Annotated in this window: 22 protein-coding genes; 3 read left to right on the top strand and 19 right to left on the bottom strand. The window is 46.8% G+C overall.

The window, feature by feature from the left end; all coding sequences use genetic code 11:
- Nucleotides 1–154: 154 nt before the first annotated feature.
- The 17 genes from WFJ73_RS17190 to WFJ73_RS17110 all read right to left on the bottom strand — a co-directional run bounded on the left by WFJ73_RS17190 (nt 155) and on the right by WFJ73_RS17110 (nt 9,131).
- Nucleotides 155–712 carry a hypothetical protein gene (locus WFJ73_RS17190; protein WP_336774242.1) on the bottom strand — a complete coding sequence of 186 codons (558 nt, stop codon included), beginning with the start codon at nt 710–712 and terminating at the stop codon, nt 155–157.
- Nucleotides 709–1,809: a DNA cytosine methyltransferase gene (gene dcm, locus WFJ73_RS17185; RefSeq protein WP_336774241.1), complete on the bottom strand. Its 1,101-nt coding sequence runs from the start codon at nt 1,807–1,809 to the stop codon at nt 709–711. Before dcm ends, WFJ73_RS17190 begins: the two co-directional genes overlap by 4 nt.
- The gene (locus tag WFJ73_RS17180; protein WP_336774240.1) at nt 1,806–2,138 is read right to left on the bottom strand and encodes a hypothetical protein; all 333 of its coding nucleotides are present in this window, start codon (nt 2,136–2,138) and stop codon (nt 1,806–1,808) included. Before WFJ73_RS17180 ends, dcm begins: the two co-directional genes overlap by 4 nt.
- Complete coding sequence (locus tag WFJ73_RS17175) at nt 2,135–2,368, bottom strand: hypothetical protein (RefSeq protein ID WP_336774239.1); 234 nt, start codon at nt 2,366–2,368, stop codon at nt 2,135–2,137. The genes WFJ73_RS17180 and WFJ73_RS17175 overlap by 4 nt, the downstream gene beginning before the upstream one ends.
- A gap of 3 nt (nt 2,369–2,371) precedes the next feature.
- Nucleotides 2,372–2,557 (bottom strand): hypothetical protein, encoded by a 186-nt coding sequence (locus WFJ73_RS17170; protein ID WP_336774238.1) that lies wholly within the window; start codon nt 2,555–2,557, stop codon nt 2,372–2,374.
- Nucleotides 2,557–3,837: a replicative DNA helicase gene (locus WFJ73_RS17165; RefSeq protein WP_336774237.1), complete on the bottom strand. Its 1,281-nt coding sequence runs from the start codon at nt 3,835–3,837 to the stop codon at nt 2,557–2,559. Before WFJ73_RS17165 ends, WFJ73_RS17170 begins: the two co-directional genes overlap by 1 nt.
- Nucleotides 3,834–4,136, bottom strand: a complete 303-nt coding sequence (locus WFJ73_RS17160; RefSeq protein ID WP_336774236.1) for a hypothetical protein — start codon at nt 4,134–4,136, stop codon at nt 3,834–3,836. Before WFJ73_RS17160 ends, WFJ73_RS17165 begins: the two co-directional genes overlap by 4 nt.
- Nucleotides 4,105–5,040, bottom strand: coding sequence for a replication protein (locus tag WFJ73_RS17155; protein ID WP_336774235.1), 936 nt, complete (start codon nt 5,038–5,040; stop codon nt 4,105–4,107). Before WFJ73_RS17155 ends, WFJ73_RS17160 begins: the two co-directional genes overlap by 32 nt.
- A 14-nt stretch (nt 5,041–5,054) precedes the next feature.
- Nucleotides 5,055–5,690: a hypothetical protein gene (locus WFJ73_RS17150; protein ID WP_336774234.1), complete on the bottom strand. Its 636-nt coding sequence runs from the start codon at nt 5,688–5,690 to the stop codon at nt 5,055–5,057.
- A gap of 15 nt (nt 5,691–5,705) precedes the next feature.
- Nucleotides 5,706–6,530 (bottom strand): PD-(D/E)XK nuclease-like domain-containing protein, encoded by an 825-nt coding sequence (locus tag WFJ73_RS17145; protein WP_336774233.1) that lies wholly within the window; start codon nt 6,528–6,530, stop codon nt 5,706–5,708.
- Nucleotides 6,499–7,284 (bottom strand): RecT family recombinase, encoded by a 786-nt coding sequence (locus tag WFJ73_RS17140; RefSeq protein ID WP_336774232.1) that lies wholly within the window; start codon nt 7,282–7,284, stop codon nt 6,499–6,501. Before WFJ73_RS17140 ends, WFJ73_RS17145 begins: the two co-directional genes overlap by 32 nt.
- 1 nt (nt 7,285) lies before the next feature.
- Nucleotides 7,286–7,588: a hypothetical protein gene (locus tag WFJ73_RS17135; RefSeq protein WP_336774231.1), complete on the bottom strand. Its 303-nt coding sequence runs from the start codon at nt 7,586–7,588 to the stop codon at nt 7,286–7,288.
- The gene (locus WFJ73_RS17130) at nt 7,581–7,793 is read right to left on the bottom strand and encodes a hypothetical protein (protein ID WP_336774230.1); all 213 of its coding nucleotides are present in this window, start codon (nt 7,791–7,793) and stop codon (nt 7,581–7,583) included. The genes WFJ73_RS17135 and WFJ73_RS17130 overlap by 8 nt, the downstream gene beginning before the upstream one ends.
- On the bottom strand, nt 7,790–7,936 hold the full coding sequence (locus tag WFJ73_RS17125) for a hypothetical protein (protein WP_336774229.1): 147 nt from the start codon (nt 7,934–7,936) through the stop codon (nt 7,790–7,792). Before WFJ73_RS17125 ends, WFJ73_RS17130 begins: the two co-directional genes overlap by 4 nt.
- Complete coding sequence (locus WFJ73_RS17120; protein ID WP_336774228.1) at nt 7,933–8,088, bottom strand: hypothetical protein; 156 nt, start codon at nt 8,086–8,088, stop codon at nt 7,933–7,935. The genes WFJ73_RS17125 and WFJ73_RS17120 overlap by 4 nt, the downstream gene beginning before the upstream one ends.
- A 5-nt stretch (nt 8,089–8,093) precedes the next feature.
- Entirely contained in the window at nt 8,094–8,816 is a 723-nt protein-coding gene (locus tag WFJ73_RS17115) for a Rha family transcriptional regulator (protein ID WP_336774227.1), read from the bottom strand.
- Nucleotides 8,817–8,903: 87 nt separating this feature from the next.
- Entirely contained in the window at nt 8,904–9,131 is a 228-nt protein-coding gene (locus WFJ73_RS17110; protein ID WP_336774226.1) for a helix-turn-helix domain-containing protein, read from the bottom strand.
- A 305-nt stretch (nt 9,132–9,436) separates the two neighbouring features.
- Here WFJ73_RS17110 and WFJ73_RS17105 point away from each other — a divergent pair, with 305 nt between their 5' ends.
- The 3 genes from WFJ73_RS17105 (at nt 9,437) to WFJ73_RS17095 (ending at nt 10,596) form a co-directional block, all read left to right on the top strand.
- On the top strand, nt 9,437–9,847 hold the full coding sequence (locus WFJ73_RS17105; RefSeq protein ID WP_336774225.1) for a helix-turn-helix domain-containing protein: 411 nt from the start codon (nt 9,437–9,439) through the stop codon (nt 9,845–9,847).
- 221 nt (nt 9,848–10,068) lie between these two features.
- On the top strand, nt 10,069–10,308 hold the full coding sequence (locus WFJ73_RS17100) for a helix-turn-helix domain-containing protein (RefSeq protein ID WP_336774224.1): 240 nt from the start codon (nt 10,069–10,071) through the stop codon (nt 10,306–10,308).
- Nucleotides 10,309–10,473: 165 nt separating this feature from the next.
- Entirely contained in the window at nt 10,474–10,596 is a 123-nt protein-coding gene (locus WFJ73_RS17095) for a hypothetical protein (protein WP_336774223.1), read from the top strand.
- Nucleotides 10,597–11,354: 758 nt separating this feature from the next.
- Here the strand turns inward: WFJ73_RS17095 and WFJ73_RS17090 are convergent.
- Together WFJ73_RS17090 and WFJ73_RS17085 are read right to left on the bottom strand one after the other, a co-directional pair.
- On the bottom strand, nt 11,355–11,951 hold the full coding sequence (locus WFJ73_RS17090) for a hypothetical protein (protein ID WP_336774222.1): 597 nt from the start codon (nt 11,949–11,951) through the stop codon (nt 11,355–11,357).
- Complete coding sequence (locus WFJ73_RS17085; RefSeq protein ID WP_336774221.1) at nt 11,948–13,168, bottom strand: FtsK/SpoIIIE domain-containing protein; 1,221 nt, start codon at nt 13,166–13,168, stop codon at nt 11,948–11,950. Before WFJ73_RS17085 ends, WFJ73_RS17090 begins: the two co-directional genes overlap by 4 nt.
- Nucleotides 13,169–13,435: the final 267 nt, after the last annotated feature.

The raw sequence follows: 13,435 nt of genomic DNA, 5'->3' as shown, positions 1-13,435 counted from the left end.
GCTGCACCACCGGGAAGGTTGGCAGCTTGCCGTATTTTCGTTCGTATATATCCCTTGCAAATACGATGTCCGACAGTCTCGAGGTTTGATCATGAGCGATGATAGTTAATAATTCAGATTGATTTGCGTTGTTCAGATTAATAACAACCGCCTCCTATGAAGCCTTTTCCGCAATCTTGTGGAGAACTTCTAGTTGATAGGGCTTGTATTCATCCAGCGGGAGCCCCGATTTAAGTCTGTATAAACCGAGCGAGATCTGAGCGAGCACATAAGCATCAGCGATGTTATCGGTCTTCGGATTAAATCCCCAATGTTCGGTAACAGCAGCTTTAACTAGTTCCTTGACCTGCTTGCCCTTTAGGCGCTTTTTACTTCCTTTAACGCCTGTCCATTCTGAAACATTGACGAATTTCTTGAGTTGGGTTGTCTCTGCGACATTAAAGCCTCCAACCTTCCGATCCGCAGCCAACCTAGCTGCCCAGTTACATCCACTTGAGACCTTGTTGGTATCCGCAGCCTCAAGCGCAAAGCCTTCTATTGCAACCTGGTCATCAGCATGAAGGTGTAAAAGGATTTCATCATGGAGCGTTCTGATCTTACGGGGTGTTTCTGAACCAACTCCAGTTAGCTCTTTCGCCTTAACCCAAGCTCCGGTTATGTCCAATGCAACGAATCCAGTAGTAGAGGCTGGATCAATACCTACAAACCTCATTTCTGCGCCTCCTTTGCTTTTTCTATCTCCATGATTGCTGCAAAGATTGGATATATCTGCTGCGGCACTACTGCGTTTCCGAGTGATTTAAGTCTGTCCACCCGGTTGGGAACCCCATTAGCCACTCGACCCACTTCGGGTTCAGCTGACCACTGGTTTCTGACACGCACATCGAGAGATTCACTTGCTTCCCAGATGCGATCCGTTTTTGTATCGAAGGATTGGATAAGTTCCCTCTGTCTCTGTTGTCTGAAGCTTGGGGAGTCGGGAACATCTTCACTGCTGCTGGAAGGCCATTCCTCGGTTCGTTGAGGTTGATATTCCCCCTCTTTTCTGCATCGTTGGCTCTCGGCGTTGGCCACATCTTCACTACATCGTTCAGGTTCGGACTCCAGCCTTGCTCGCGTTTTCTCTGAGCCCTCGGTCCATTCGGATCGTCCCCCGATCGATAATCCCGTGCTTGAGGCGTCGGGAGAAGTTGTACTAATCTCCCCAGCCCCACTGATCCGTCCGTCCCATTCTGATTCACTTTCCGCGGCATCCCAGTTGATGTCACCCTGAATGTATCGTTCTTCCCGATTATGGCTCCTGTTGTTCCATCCGATGCCACTGGAGTAGGCCACAATGAAAACCCTGTCTCTTCTGTGCGGGGCGTTGACGGCACAAGCCGGAATAACGAACGGCTGCGCGGTGTAACCGAGCTCTCCCAAGTCAGAAAGCACATCGTCGAGCCCCAGTGTGACGTGCCCAGCAACATTTTCACCAACAAACCAACGGGGTCTAATGGTTTCAATAAGTCGGCGTACCTCCGGCCAGAGGTGACGGTCATCTTCTTTGCCTTTTCGCTTCCCGGCATGACTAAAAGGCTGGCAAGGGTATCCTCCGTGAATAAGCTCAATTGATCCGATTCCATCAGCTTCTAACCTCTCTTTCGTTAACGTGCATACATCATCGTAAATTGGGATGTCCGGCCAATGCTTTCTCAGCACCTTCTGAGGGAATGGCTCCCGCTCGCAGAAGGCTACTGTTTCGATTCCAGCCCACTCACAGGCAAGATCGATGCCGCCGATCCCACTGAATAAACTTAATGCCTTCATATTTCCACCTTCCTCAGAACTGCCCAATGCTGTACGTCATGCGTCTTTCCGGCGTACTTGTACGGGACAAGAGATGAAGGTCGATATTTCTTCTCCATCCTATCGATGCTTGAAGCCCCTTGCTTAACCAGCGTATAGCCTCGCTTTTCTAGGTCCCTGATAGCAGCTTTCAATTCAGCTTCAGCCACCCTACGTATTGTTACCGTAAATATCTGCTGTTTGGCTGTCAGCTGTTCCGGCAGCGTGAAGACCTCGGCAAGCACTTCGCCATTATCGCCTTTGATGATTTCCTCCGGCACTGCTTGAAATATCGGGTCCGGCCGGGTCATTCGGGCTTACCCATCCGCGCCTGGCTCCACGGGATCAGCATTTCAATCTTCCGGTATTCCGGCCGTGTCTCAGCCAGCTTGGTGTTTTGCTTCTTGGTGTAGTAGAGGGCTGTTTCCTTACGGATCAACTCGTTATGTTCGTTGCACAGCGGCACAAGGGCAAAAGTAGTATGAGAGCGAAGCTTGCAACCGGGATGCTTGCACAACGGCCGAGGGGAGAGATTGTTCATTGCTTACACCTCACTTTTCCTATATTCACGTGCCACATGGCACATCTTGTCATAGAACCACATCAGCTTATCGCGCTTCTCCGGGTCGATCAGGGGATCACCGATCACGACAGCTGCGTCAGTGATTCGTTTTAGTAAATCGTTGTATTCCTCATCATTGTTTACTTGGTCAGGTATTGCCTTCGCCATCAGGCAGCACTCCGTTCCAGGTCAACGAACTTGCCATATTGCTTGAGGAAAGCCATTTCTATGGTGAAAGTGCCGACGTTCCGGCCCTTAGCGATGATAAGCTCGATGATGTTCTTCTTCTCGGTGTTCTTGTCGTAGTAGTCCTCGCGGTGCAGGAACGTAATGATGTCCGCGTCCTGCTCGATACCACCAGCTTCCTTGATGTCGGAAAGCATTGGGCGCTTGTCCTGCCGCTGTTCGACTCCCCGGCTTAGCTGGGCGAGAGCGACGATTGTAATGTCGCATTCGCGGGCCAGCAGCTTGAGGGATTTCGATACATACTCGACCTCTTCACGTTTGTCCTTGAACTTCCGGCCACCACCGATAAGTTGGATATAGTCGATGTAAACGATCAGATTCGGTTGATCCTTAACGAGCTTTTTAACCTCGCGACGGATATGCTGGATAGTCATGCCGGGCTCATCGTCGATGAAGATTGGCAGCTGGTCTAGCTCGTCACGTGCAAATGAATATTTAAGCCAGTCATCATCGTCGAAGGAGCCGCTTCGGAGTTTCGAGTGGTCAATGTTAGCCATGGTGCAGATCATCCGCTCCGTCACCTGTAACTCTGGCATTTCTCCAGAGAAGATGGCTGCTGCATAACCGTCCTTAGCCGCCTGAAGTGCGTCTCCGTTCATGTAAGCCGTCTTGCCAACAGATGGCCGCGCTGCGACGATCTCAAGCTCTTGCCGTTGATGCCCACCTGTTATCGCGTCGAGCTTCTTGCTTATGGTTCGAGCACCGGTCATACCTCGCTTCTTCTGCCGCTCTTCGATGACTTCCTCATGACCGTTCAGTACGCCGCCCATTTTCTTGAGCCCGCCGCTACTGCCCGGACGCTTCTGCATTTCCTGAAGCTCCTCGATCTTGGCAGCAGCTTTACTCAGATCAATCCTTTCAGATCCGGCATAACTCGCAAAGGAGGCGGATGCTTCACGGTTGATAAATGTCTCTCTCACGATGTATTGATAGCTCATAAAGTTGTTGGCCGTTGGGACTGAAGCTGCAAGCTCGCTGAGATAAGACATGCCGCCGATTTTCATAACATTGGAGCCCGCTCGCTGGACCAGCATAACAAGGTCTACCGTGCCCTCAATTTCATAACAGTACTGGAGGGTTTCAAGGATAAGTGCATGCCGATCGTCTGCGATGAATTCCTCCGGTTTGAGGTAGCAGTCATCCATTAGGTCCGGCTGTTTGATTAATGCGCCGAGGACGGAAGCTTCTGCTTCGTAGCTCATTCTCCAGCACCACGCTTCAGTTGCAACGGCATTGGCGTTGCTTTGTGCTCCCATTCAGCCAGAAGTCGGAACCTTTCCTGCGTCTCTTCCCTGATGAGGTTGGTCACTTCGTTCGAGGTCAATCTCACGATGTCCGCTATATCCGGGAAGAAATTGCTTGAGTCGATATGCCGGTTGAGATTCGCCAGCCCTATGGCCGCATCTACGCTTGCCAAGCGCTCCACCCATAATTCAAGAATTTGCGGATTGCGTCTGAAGTCCGGAGCTTTATTCGGGTAGGCTGCGGATGCCTTCGCCAAGAGCAGTAAAACTTGATCCCTGGTCAGCGCCGCCACCCCCTAATTGGTTTTTAAAGAAATCTAGGTTGGAATCGAATTTATTACCGGATGATTTAGCTAACCCTTCCGGATCCACTGTTGGGTAGTCCTCATAACGCTTCTGGTTTAAAAAAGTGGAAGGGTGAGGAATGTATCTCGCTTCCGTATTAAGCAGCTCGCATGTCTTTGCGAAATTAATCGTATTAGTGATGATTGCTGTATGATCGAAGTCTTCTTCCTTGGATAATTTCTTCCAAGCTTTTAATGCTGCTTGTTTCGAAATCTTTCTTGGGTAGTAAGAATAGAAATCCTCAAACTCCACATTTTCTTTAAAAGATTTCTTTAAAGAACTTTCTTTCTTTGGGGGAGGATTTTTGCCCCTCATAGTAATTACTTGAGGGGAGATTTCTTGCCCCTCATGAGGGGAGGAATCTTGCACCTCATTTTCTTCTATAGGAGGGGAGATTTCTTGCCCCTCATGAGGGGAGGAATCTTGCACCTCATTTTCTTCTATAGGAGGGGAGATTTCTTGCCCCTCATCGTAAATGTCATTCATCGAATCACCGCCTCGAGGAACATCCCATTCCTCGTAATTTTTATTGAATGCAAGCCTTCGAGCGCTCGTCTTCGTGGCAGCCTTGGTCTCGATCAGAACGTTTGCTTTAATCAGTCCGGAAACCACATGTTTGACAGTGCGCTCCGGGATCCCGGTCCTTTCATGGAGAAAGGTCAGCGACAAGTCGTGATCCTTCCGTTTCCAGCCGTAGGTGTTCCGCCAGACAACCATGATTATTCGAAATTGAGCACCGTTAAATTTGAAGTATGGTATCTGCTCCATAAGCTCGTTTGCTATACCGGTGTATTTATCAGGCTGCGGACTTGCCATCGTGCCTCACCTTCTTAGAATGGCAGCCGTTCAACCGCCCGCATCTTTTCTAGGAGGTCGGTCTTGCCAGGCGCCAATATCTCGATTGCCTTGAGCATGGCTTCTGCTGCATCAACCATCCCGTTGTCGCAGAACTGAACGTATTGCTCGAAAATGTGATCATCAGGGGTTTTCTCAGGTTGTTCGGCCGTGTAGCCGTACCGGATCGCGTCCACCAGCTTGATAGAGCCGCCTCTGCCTGCTGCATACTGTTGCAGCTTCGACAAGAAGGGAAATCCGCCGGATGGATCATTGTGTTGTAACACTCTCCAAGCGATATATGCCTTGTCGTCATTGAATGGGCTCTTAGCCAAGTATTCATCCAATGCCGCCGCAATCTCTTTAGGCAATACAACCGGTGCGGGCTGTGCTTTCTGTTCCATTTCGGCAATCTTCAGGCGTAGTCCATCCCGTTCTTTCACAACAGCAGCCAGCTCCAGCCCGGCCGCGCCAAGATCGCCAACCGCTTTTTCTTCCGTCTTTTTGGATACAGACAGGTCGGATTCCAGTTTGTAAATGTAATTGCTGATAGTAATTGCATAAGGGCTATATATGGTGTTGCTGAGCTTCAGCAATGCGTGGCAAACCAAATCTTTGATTGTCGTAGACACATGCAAAACCTCCGTTTAATAAAGTTCTAATTCCCGGTAATGCTTGATGTGCTTGATCTTCTTCGTTGACCGGCAGTAGTCGCAGGACTCGCATCTTTCTGGTTCTGCTTGTCCGCTCTTTACAGCCTTCACTCGCTCTATATGTCGCTCCACGATACCGAGCTGCTGCTCAATCGCTTCATAATCGAAATAGATGATTTCATGGTCGGGTGGGTCTTGCTTCGTCACGACAACCAAGTGAGGGATCAGCCAAACATCGCGGCCAGTAGCAAGCCGTTCAATCTCTGCATAAACCGCCATCTGCAAGGTGTAGCCATAATGGTCGAGGAAGTTCTCATACCGGTTTGCTTCCTTGTTCCAAAACTTGCCGTCAATCTCTTTCAGGGCTTTAAGATCCCCGAACATCCCGACTCCCGGCTGATAGCTGTCGATCATGATTTTCCACTGGATCCCGAATAACTCGGCTGTGAAGATGACTTCCTTTTGCCCGGCCAGCGCCTTTATTGCAGTTGGGTCGGACTCAAGGGTCTGGATCATCTTGTCACAATGCTTGAAGTTCGACTTGAGTTGCCCGGCTGTCGCTCCTCGACTGCTGTATAAGTCCGGATTGGCATCCTTGAATTCATCAAGCGTCCCCTGGTTCCATGCGTGAACGTAGTGCCCCTCGTCAAATGCCGTCTTATCAGGCCGTTCGTACAGTCCGGCGAGCTCTGCCATACTCTTTGCTTCGCAGCCGCCGTATGCGGGCAGGAAGCCTTTGAACTGGCTGACGCTCATGTATCGAAGATTAGCGGCCCGACTGAAGTAGTTATTCGGATTGAGCTTCAGTTGTGGAACCATCGTTGACCACCTCGTACTCCGCATCTACAACGTTCAGCGGGCTTGTCTGCTGTGGCGCAGTTTTTTTGTTGAAGTCAACATCTGCAGCATCCTCGAATGCTCTTGCCTGTTCGATCGTATCGAAGTCCAGTTCAATGTTTTTGCACAGCCGGCGAAGAACCGTCTTCTTATACATCTCTCCGGTGCTTACTTCCCAGGCTTTAGAGAATTTGCCGGTATCCTTGGATTTCTTGGAATAGTTCTCTTTGACATGCTCCATTTCAGCGATGCTCATTGTCTCGTAAAGCATCCCGCCATCATGGAACAAAACTACAGCGAATGCGCCGACAATGTCGCCATTGTTGAATGGAACCGGTGCAAACTGGATTGTTTGCTGACCATCCGTAATGTTTTCCTCGAAGACATCACCCGCCCGCACGAGCTTGGCATAAATGTCTTTCACCTTGCGGACGCTGTACTTTTTAGCAAGCTTGCGTTCGCCTTTGTAGTCGGTTTGGAAGTTCATCGAAGCGCCGTACGGAATCGCGTAGCATTCTTTATTAAAGAAATCGAGCCCTAGGAATGCGCCCTTCAACAGCGTCCTAGCAACGGTTGTCGGCTCGCACTTCTCGATTCCGTAAGTATCTTGGAGCACCGTCATACAGTTTTGAATGAACCGTGTTTTATTAAAGCCTTGCGGCATTGCGTCTTTCTTAGAATCAATCAGTTTTTCTAAGTTGTTGTGGATCGTAATAAGCTGGGTATTAGCGGCCATGTTAGACCTCCTCGATAATTTGGTGACAGTTCCAGCAGGTCAGAGCGTCGTATGTTCTTTGCTGTATAAAGTCCTGAACCGTCTGGATGTATACATCTGCCTGGCAGCAGGGAGAAATTTGTTCTTCCTCTTTCGCCAGCTCCGTGTTAAACTGACTTTGAATTTTTGTTGTCGTGTGGACTGCATTGGGGTAGGAGCCAATCGCAGTCTTTTTTATTGCAACGAGCTCGTCCCATGTTGGGCGGCGTTCTTGCCGTTCGCCCCATAGAGGCCGGCTGAATCGGTCAAGGTTTGGCTCATTCATTGCCGGACCCTTTATAAATGATCAAGGCAGCATGCCAGCCAACCCCATCTTCGTCTGAAAAGGACGTGAATTTGATGTCAATAATTTCAATATCAGCGATACCTGAAAGCTCTTCTAACTGCTCGTTGATCACAGTCCCAAGATCTGCTGAAGGCTTCTCCTGAACAAAGATCGTCCTAATATTCGATGCATTCCCCATTGTCATGCTTCATTCTCCTCTCTTGTGTAATAAGCAGCCGCCTCTTCCACGGTGTTCAGAAGCATCAAGCTAACATTGGAGAAGTCGAGGTTGCCCAACACCGTGCGGAAGTCTGCGTCGCAAATGGCTTCGACCCAAGACCCGCTCATTGTGCAAGAACCTTTGCATGTCCTTCGCGGATCGTCTCTTGCGCCTTGAAGTCCGCCACCATGCGAGCTGCTTCATGACCTTTCAGGATTCCAGTAGCGTAGACCGGGCCGGATGTAAGACCTTTTTCGTTGAGCATTTGAATAAGCGTCATACCCTTCATGCCCCCTTCAGTTTGTTGACGAAGTATACTTGCCCCTTGCCAGTAACCTTTGGCGTCTTGCTCACCGATACATGTCCGTCCGAATGGTTTATAGCCGTTTCCTTAATCTCGAACAGTTCAAGTTCCATTGAGCGCTGCGTCGGCATGTTGTAGTCTGTGCCCTTACGGTTGATCAGGTAGCCATTCTCACGCAACCACTCGAAGAAACGATTCTGACCGATGTCAATGCCGTTTTGCTTAAGTATCTTCGCCAGCTCGCCAACGAGGATGCTTGTCTTACTCGCGGTCACCGCTTCTGCGAACAGTACCTTTGGTTTGTCTTGGGCGGCTTGGAGCATAAGAGCTTCTTTCTCTTCTGCAAGGGTCGCTGCTAGACGTAATGCTTCAGGTAATGATTGTGGGACCAGTGGTCCGCTCAACTGCTGCCGCATCCGGTTAAACTCGCCAATGTACATTTCCTTGAAGCGAGCTGCTTCTTTGCCGGTGTATCCCATGACAAGGAAGGAGAAACCGTCTTGCGTGATGAGGTATTTTTGGTAAGTTCGGCCTCCAACGTCCTTGTAATCGATCGGCGCAAAATTGCGCTGATTAAATTCCTCACTACAATCAAGATTCCGGATGTCGCGAAGTACATCTTTATGGTTTTTGCCGAATGTCTCAGCCACTGTAAGGCTGTCAGTAACTGCTTGTCCGTTTTCGATAAACACAACTGGATTCATTTGATGACATCCTCCTCGCTAAGGTACTTTTTCAATAATTCAATTTCTTCTGAATCTAAAACATCGTTCATAATGAGGTTTTCTTTCTCAGTCATTGACTGCAGCCTCCGTTTCTTCTTTAGATGGCTCATGCGTGAGATTAATCTTGATGTTTAAAGCTGCACTGACTTTATTAATTGATACTTCATTCCAGCGACGATCACCCGATAATAGATCTGAAATATACTGGTGACTGTAACCTGATGCTTTAGCAACATCTGACCTTTTTATGCCTTGTGCTTCCATAGCCTCTTTAACCGCTTTTGAGAAATCCATGTGTTGTTCTCACCTCCATGTCCCACATTATCAAGCCATTAGCTTTATTTGCCAACACTTAAATATCCTTGATTTGCCAATAAAATCGCCTATATGCAACTATATGCTTGATTATGCTTGAATTTTCTAACTATTTTGCAACTAATAGCTGTACTCTTTCGCAAAAATAAAGCTATTAGTTTGATGTAATTTTGTGGCAAAATGTATAGCATAATACCGCAAATAGCTGTATAATATCTTAGAAATCAAATGACCAATAACAACATATAGCTTGATTAATAATTTAGAGAAGTTGAGGTGTATTTATGGAGAACCTTAATAGGATCAGGGAAATTAGAAAATCGAAGAATATATCAGGAGTAGAAGTAGCGAATAAATTAGGTATTTCAACTCAATATTTGTATGATATCGAGAAATATAAAAGAGGTTTAAGTTCAGAGATAATTAGTCAACTTTGCGATATCTTCAAAGTAACTAGTGATTATTTAATTGGAAAATCAGATGTAAATTTATACGAGGAACAAAAAAACCTCTCTTCAGATAAAGAAGAAAGGCTTCGATCCATTTTGCAATTAACAGACAAAGAAATATCAGATAAGTTTCAAGTTATTTTAGATGGAAGAGAATTAACCGATAGTGAGATCAGAATGGCCGTTGCTTTTCTTAGAACCAATCGCCAAATGAGCAATGGTAGTAGTGACAACAGTAACTCTTAATAATTCACGTATTTTTTCGATTTCTTCGTTTGTAATTTCGGAATGTGTATTCAAATTAAGTATATTTTTATCTCTAATTATCATCACCTGCCTTACAAGGAAATGCGAATTTTCGCTAATCAAATTATAGCACAAAAAATGCGAACAGTATGCGAACAAAATAGCGTACATAATATTAAATTTTACGACATTCCTCGACAAAGAAAGGGGACGTTTTGTCGATGCACTTCTCTCGAGGGGAGTGCCTGCTACAGTATTGGCTCGACAAAAGGAAACTTTCCCAGGTAGAGTTTGGAAGGCGATCAGGATGGTCTCAACGCATGATATCGCACTGGTGCAACGATGAACGGAAGATGAGTGTCGAAGCTATGTACACAGCTGCAACGATTCTCGAGATCAGAATGGACCAGCTTTACCGATGGAGGTTAGAAGCTAACGATAGCAGGCCGCGGTTAAAATAAACCGCGCTCTATCGAGCGATATAGAACTTATGAGTTCTAAAATAACCAACTTGTCGAATTTACTCGCATTTTTTTTGGAGACACAAATAGGTAAATTGTTCTATAATAAATTTTATGCTGTACTAATTTTGAGGAGGGGTGTTTCAGGGAGGTGGAAAAGTACATATGGAGGAGAACAAGGGCAGCGGTGATAACCGCACCGAAAAGTTAGATTTAGATGCTGACTTGGATCCTCAAGAACGCGCCGATCTAATTGCACTTATTAATGCAATGATGAAGAAAGACTAAAAGCGAAATTATCCAATTGATCTGCGCCCTACGATGAGGGTTAGGGCGCAGAAGGGTTAATATATAGAAGGTATAGTTTGTTAATGTAAAATATCGGATTTTTGATTCAGAATTAGTCGATGTTACATAAAATCTATGAGGGAAGGAAAGTAACAAATTAACAATCGACTATATGGACAAAGAAAATATTGTTTTGGTCATTTGAAATTTTTTTTGGGATTGTTGTATAAATAAACAAATGGTAATTGGGAATGTATTTTTGGACTTTGTGTTGACTATAGTCAAGAGTATTTTTTATAAATATTGAGCACCGATGGTCTTTGAACTAATGCAATGAAATATAGAATGCCAAATAAAGTGTTAAGTGTTCCCTCAAGCGTTATATAAAATAAAATGCTAGATAAATTGATTTTGTTTGTAGTGTCTTTCATTTTATTAATGGTTTTTTACGCTTTATTATGTGGCATAACATTATATTACGTATTAAGTATTAGCGTTATTTGCCTGGGGTCTTTCCATCAGAGTTTTCTTGGATTTAATTTAGTCGCGTTTCTAATAGATACATTAGAAAAACCCACTCATAATTTGAGTGGGTTTTCTTTTTCATTTGTAGACTTTTTTATTTTGACCATCGAATTCCGAAAAACTAAAATATTGAAATTCAAAAAGAATTGTTTAGCATTACATATTTCTATAGAGATTTTAGATTTATGATTTTGAATTAAAAGAATTTTGGATTTCTAATTTTTCATTTTGATCTATTTTCTCTTAAGTACATCCTCGATGCTCCCCTGTAGCACTCTGAACGATCTCACTCCAATATTGTAACGCCCTGCTCCGTAGATCCATACAATTGGGGCTATCTTCTTGTCACGGGGCTGCCATTCCGCCTGTTCCCACGCGCTGCTGAGGTAGTACTGTTCATAGCGGTTCAGCTTTTCGGCCATCTCCTTAGCGCTGTACACCTTGTTCTGAATCTCCACATAGAAGGGAGCGCCTTTCCAGATCATGAAGATGTCGGGCTCCGGCAGCCCCTTTCCGCCCAGTTTTGGCTCCACTTCGAATTGACGCGGTTGCTCAACACGGTGAGCCTTCTTATAGAAGTCGGCAATAGCCAAGAAGTGGCCGATCTTAGCGGAATCTTTCTTCATGCTAGCCGGCTTGGGAAAATAGAGGTACATCCTGCGCTCTTTGGATACTTCAATCTCTCCAGTTCTTCGGAGCCGCAGCAGGGCTTTATTGGCCTCCGTAACCGGGTTCTTGAGCCCGGCGAAGTGGATCTCCGCTATATCGTCCCGGGTAAGGCACCGGAAGCGCTGGAGGTTCGATATGATCGCCTTATCACGTTCTGTCATTGTAAGCCACCCCATTCAATCGGTTGTTCTTCTGGTGTCTCCTCTACAGGCGGAGAAGGCGGCAACGCCTCCGTATGGCGCTTATACGGCGCGAGGAGTGTCTTTGCCTTGGATAGTTCAAGGTAAGGCGACTGAACAAATTTAAGGCCGTCTAATTTGAACACCATTCGCCCGCGCTGGCTGTTCAGTATCTCCGCTGCCTCCCCGCTGCCAATGGTGATTTGACTGTTTATTTTGTCTTGATGCCGCAGAGCCATCCGGACTGTGAGGTTATTCTTCAGCTTGCCGTCAAGAACCTGGGCGTCCGGACGTTGCATTGAAAGGATCAGGAATACGCCGAGGGCGCGGCCGATAGCGCTGATGTCTTCGATAATGCTCATGATGTCTTTCTCCTTCTTGAGCAGCGCTACCTCGTCAATAGCCAGCACAATAAAGGGGGGCCGCTCTTTCTCCGGCAGGTCCAGGACATTCGCCAGCTCCGCTTTATCGAGCAGCTTGCCACGGTTAATTAGCTCCTTTTGGATCTTCAGCAGCATGGTATGGAGCTTTGGAGCGTCATTAACCACTTCTTCTGCAATGCCCCGGAATAAATGGAACTCTGAGCGTTTTAGATCGGCGCAGTAGAGCTTCATTCGCTCTCCTGCAGTCTTGATAAGGGTGGCGAGAATAGAGCGCACAGTGGCAGATTTTCCGCCGCCAGTCTCCCCGGCAATGAGAAGGTGCGGGAACTCAACCATGTCGTAGAATTCATCGCCGTGCCGGCTGCGGCCAACGTAGATCGGCAGGTGCAGTCCTTTCAGTTTGGGACTGATTTGCTCATAGTCGTAGTCGAACGTCACCATGTCTTGACGGTAGATGGTAAGCACAAAAGTCTTAACCTCTCCCTCGATCTCTACAAGCTCTCCAAAGGCCTGTTTGAACAGCCATAGGTGTTTATGAACATCCTCCGGATTTACGCCTTGTGGGACCGTAAAGACGGCCTGAATACGGTCCTGATATATGCTGACCCGCTGAATCTTAGGCGGAATGATGATGTCTTTCAGCTTGGTTCCAGGTGGTCGTTTGATCGTTTTAACGAGCTGCCCATCCTTGAAAACCTTCATCAACTTGCGGCGGATCACGCTGTCTGGCATCGTCCGCCAGGCCGTCCACGCGGTGTAGAGACTAGCTGCAATCCCGGCTATTTTAGCTCCAGCAATTACTCCAGTAATGCTCATGAGATCGACTCCCTTAGATGCTCGATTAGATGCCTGAGTAACAACAGCACTAGCTGCTCGAGTTTTGTTACTCCAGTAATACAAGCAGTTTTTTAATTCTAGGTTGAATTTTTGATTTTCCTAACAGGCTATTTTGAATAATGCTTATTCATTATTGCCTTATATTCACTCCAACAGATTGAGCCGTCTTCATTGGACCGGCTGTCGACCTCAGCTCGAAATGCTGCGCTTTTCCTGTCCCACTTCCGGTTAATAAGATGAATGTCC

Origin of the sequence: Paenibacillus sp. MMO-58 (genome assembly GCF_037146255.1) — a bacterium.
In the GTDB taxonomy this organism is placed as follows: Bacteria; Bacillota; Bacilli; order Paenibacillales; family Paenibacillaceae; genus Pristimantibacillus.
Note: the sequence above shows the minus strand (reverse complement) of the source record. Positions and strands in the feature narration are given on the sequence as shown.

What these genes read in the sequence shown, in the direction of transcription:
- WFJ73_RS17145 (WP_336774233.1), bottom strand. Translation starts at nt 6,530, where the DNA reads ATGGTTCCACAACTGAAGCTCAATCCGAATAACTACTTCAGTCGGGCC.
- WFJ73_RS17135 (WP_336774231.1), bottom strand. Translation starts at nt 7,588, where the DNA reads ATGAATGAGCCAAACCTTGACCGATTCAGCCGGCCTCTATGGGGCGAA.
- WFJ73_RS17175 (WP_336774239.1), bottom strand. Translation starts at nt 2,368, where the DNA reads ATGAACAATCTCTCCCCTCGGCCGTTGTGCAAGCATCCCGGTTGCAAG.
- WFJ73_RS17155 (WP_336774235.1), bottom strand. Translation starts at nt 5,040, where the DNA reads ATGGCAAGTCCGCAGCCTGATAAATACACCGGTATAGCAAACGAGCTT.
- WFJ73_RS17190 (WP_336774242.1), bottom strand. Translation starts at nt 712, where the DNA reads ATGAGGTTTGTAGGTATTGATCCAGCCTCTACTACTGGATTCGTTGCA.
- WFJ73_RS17095 (WP_336774223.1), top strand. Translation starts at nt 10,474, where the DNA reads ATGGAGGAGAACAAGGGCAGCGGTGATAACCGCACCGAAAAGTTAGAT.
- WFJ73_RS17110 (WP_336774226.1), bottom strand. Translation starts at nt 9,131, where the DNA reads ATGGATTTCTCAAAAGCGGTTAAAGAGGCTATGGAAGCACAAGGCATA.
- WFJ73_RS17105 (WP_336774225.1), top strand. Translation starts at nt 9,437, where the DNA reads ATGGAGAACCTTAATAGGATCAGGGAAATTAGAAAATCGAAGAATATA.
- WFJ73_RS17130 (WP_336774230.1), bottom strand. Translation starts at nt 7,793, where the DNA reads ATGACAATGGGGAATGCATCGAATATTAGGACGATCTTTGTTCAGGAG.
- WFJ73_RS17085 (WP_336774221.1), bottom strand. Translation starts at nt 13,168, where the DNA reads ATGAGCATTACTGGAGTAATTGCTGGAGCTAAAATAGCCGGGATTGCA.
- WFJ73_RS17090 (WP_336774222.1), bottom strand. Translation starts at nt 11,951, where the DNA reads ATGACAGAACGTGATAAGGCGATCATATCGAACCTCCAGCGCTTCCGG.
- WFJ73_RS17125 (WP_336774229.1), bottom strand. Translation starts at nt 7,936, where the DNA reads ATGAGCGGGTCTTGGGTCGAAGCCATTTGCGACGCAGACTTCCGCACG.
- dcm (WP_336774241.1), bottom strand. Translation starts at nt 1,809, where the DNA reads ATGAAGGCATTAAGTTTATTCAGTGGGATCGGCGGCATCGATCTTGCC.
- WFJ73_RS17165 (WP_336774237.1), bottom strand. Translation starts at nt 3,837, where the DNA reads ATGAGCTACGAAGCAGAAGCTTCCGTCCTCGGCGCATTAATCAAACAG.
- WFJ73_RS17120 (WP_336774228.1), bottom strand. Translation starts at nt 8,088, where the DNA reads ATGACGCTTATTCAAATGCTCAACGAAAAAGGTCTTACATCCGGCCCG.
- WFJ73_RS17100 (WP_336774224.1), top strand. Translation starts at nt 10,069, where the DNA reads ATGCACTTCTCTCGAGGGGAGTGCCTGCTACAGTATTGGCTCGACAAA.
- WFJ73_RS17115 (WP_336774227.1), bottom strand. Translation starts at nt 8,816, where the DNA reads ATGAATCCAGTTGTGTTTATCGAAAACGGACAAGCAGTTACTGACAGC.
- WFJ73_RS17170 (WP_336774238.1), bottom strand. Translation starts at nt 2,557, where the DNA reads ATGGCGAAGGCAATACCTGACCAAGTAAACAATGATGAGGAATACAAC.
- WFJ73_RS17140 (WP_336774232.1), bottom strand. Translation starts at nt 7,284, where the DNA reads ATGGCCGCTAATACCCAGCTTATTACGATCCACAACAACTTAGAAAAA.
- WFJ73_RS17180 (WP_336774240.1), bottom strand. Translation starts at nt 2,138, where the DNA reads ATGACCCGGCCGGACCCGATATTTCAAGCAGTGCCGGAGGAAATCATC.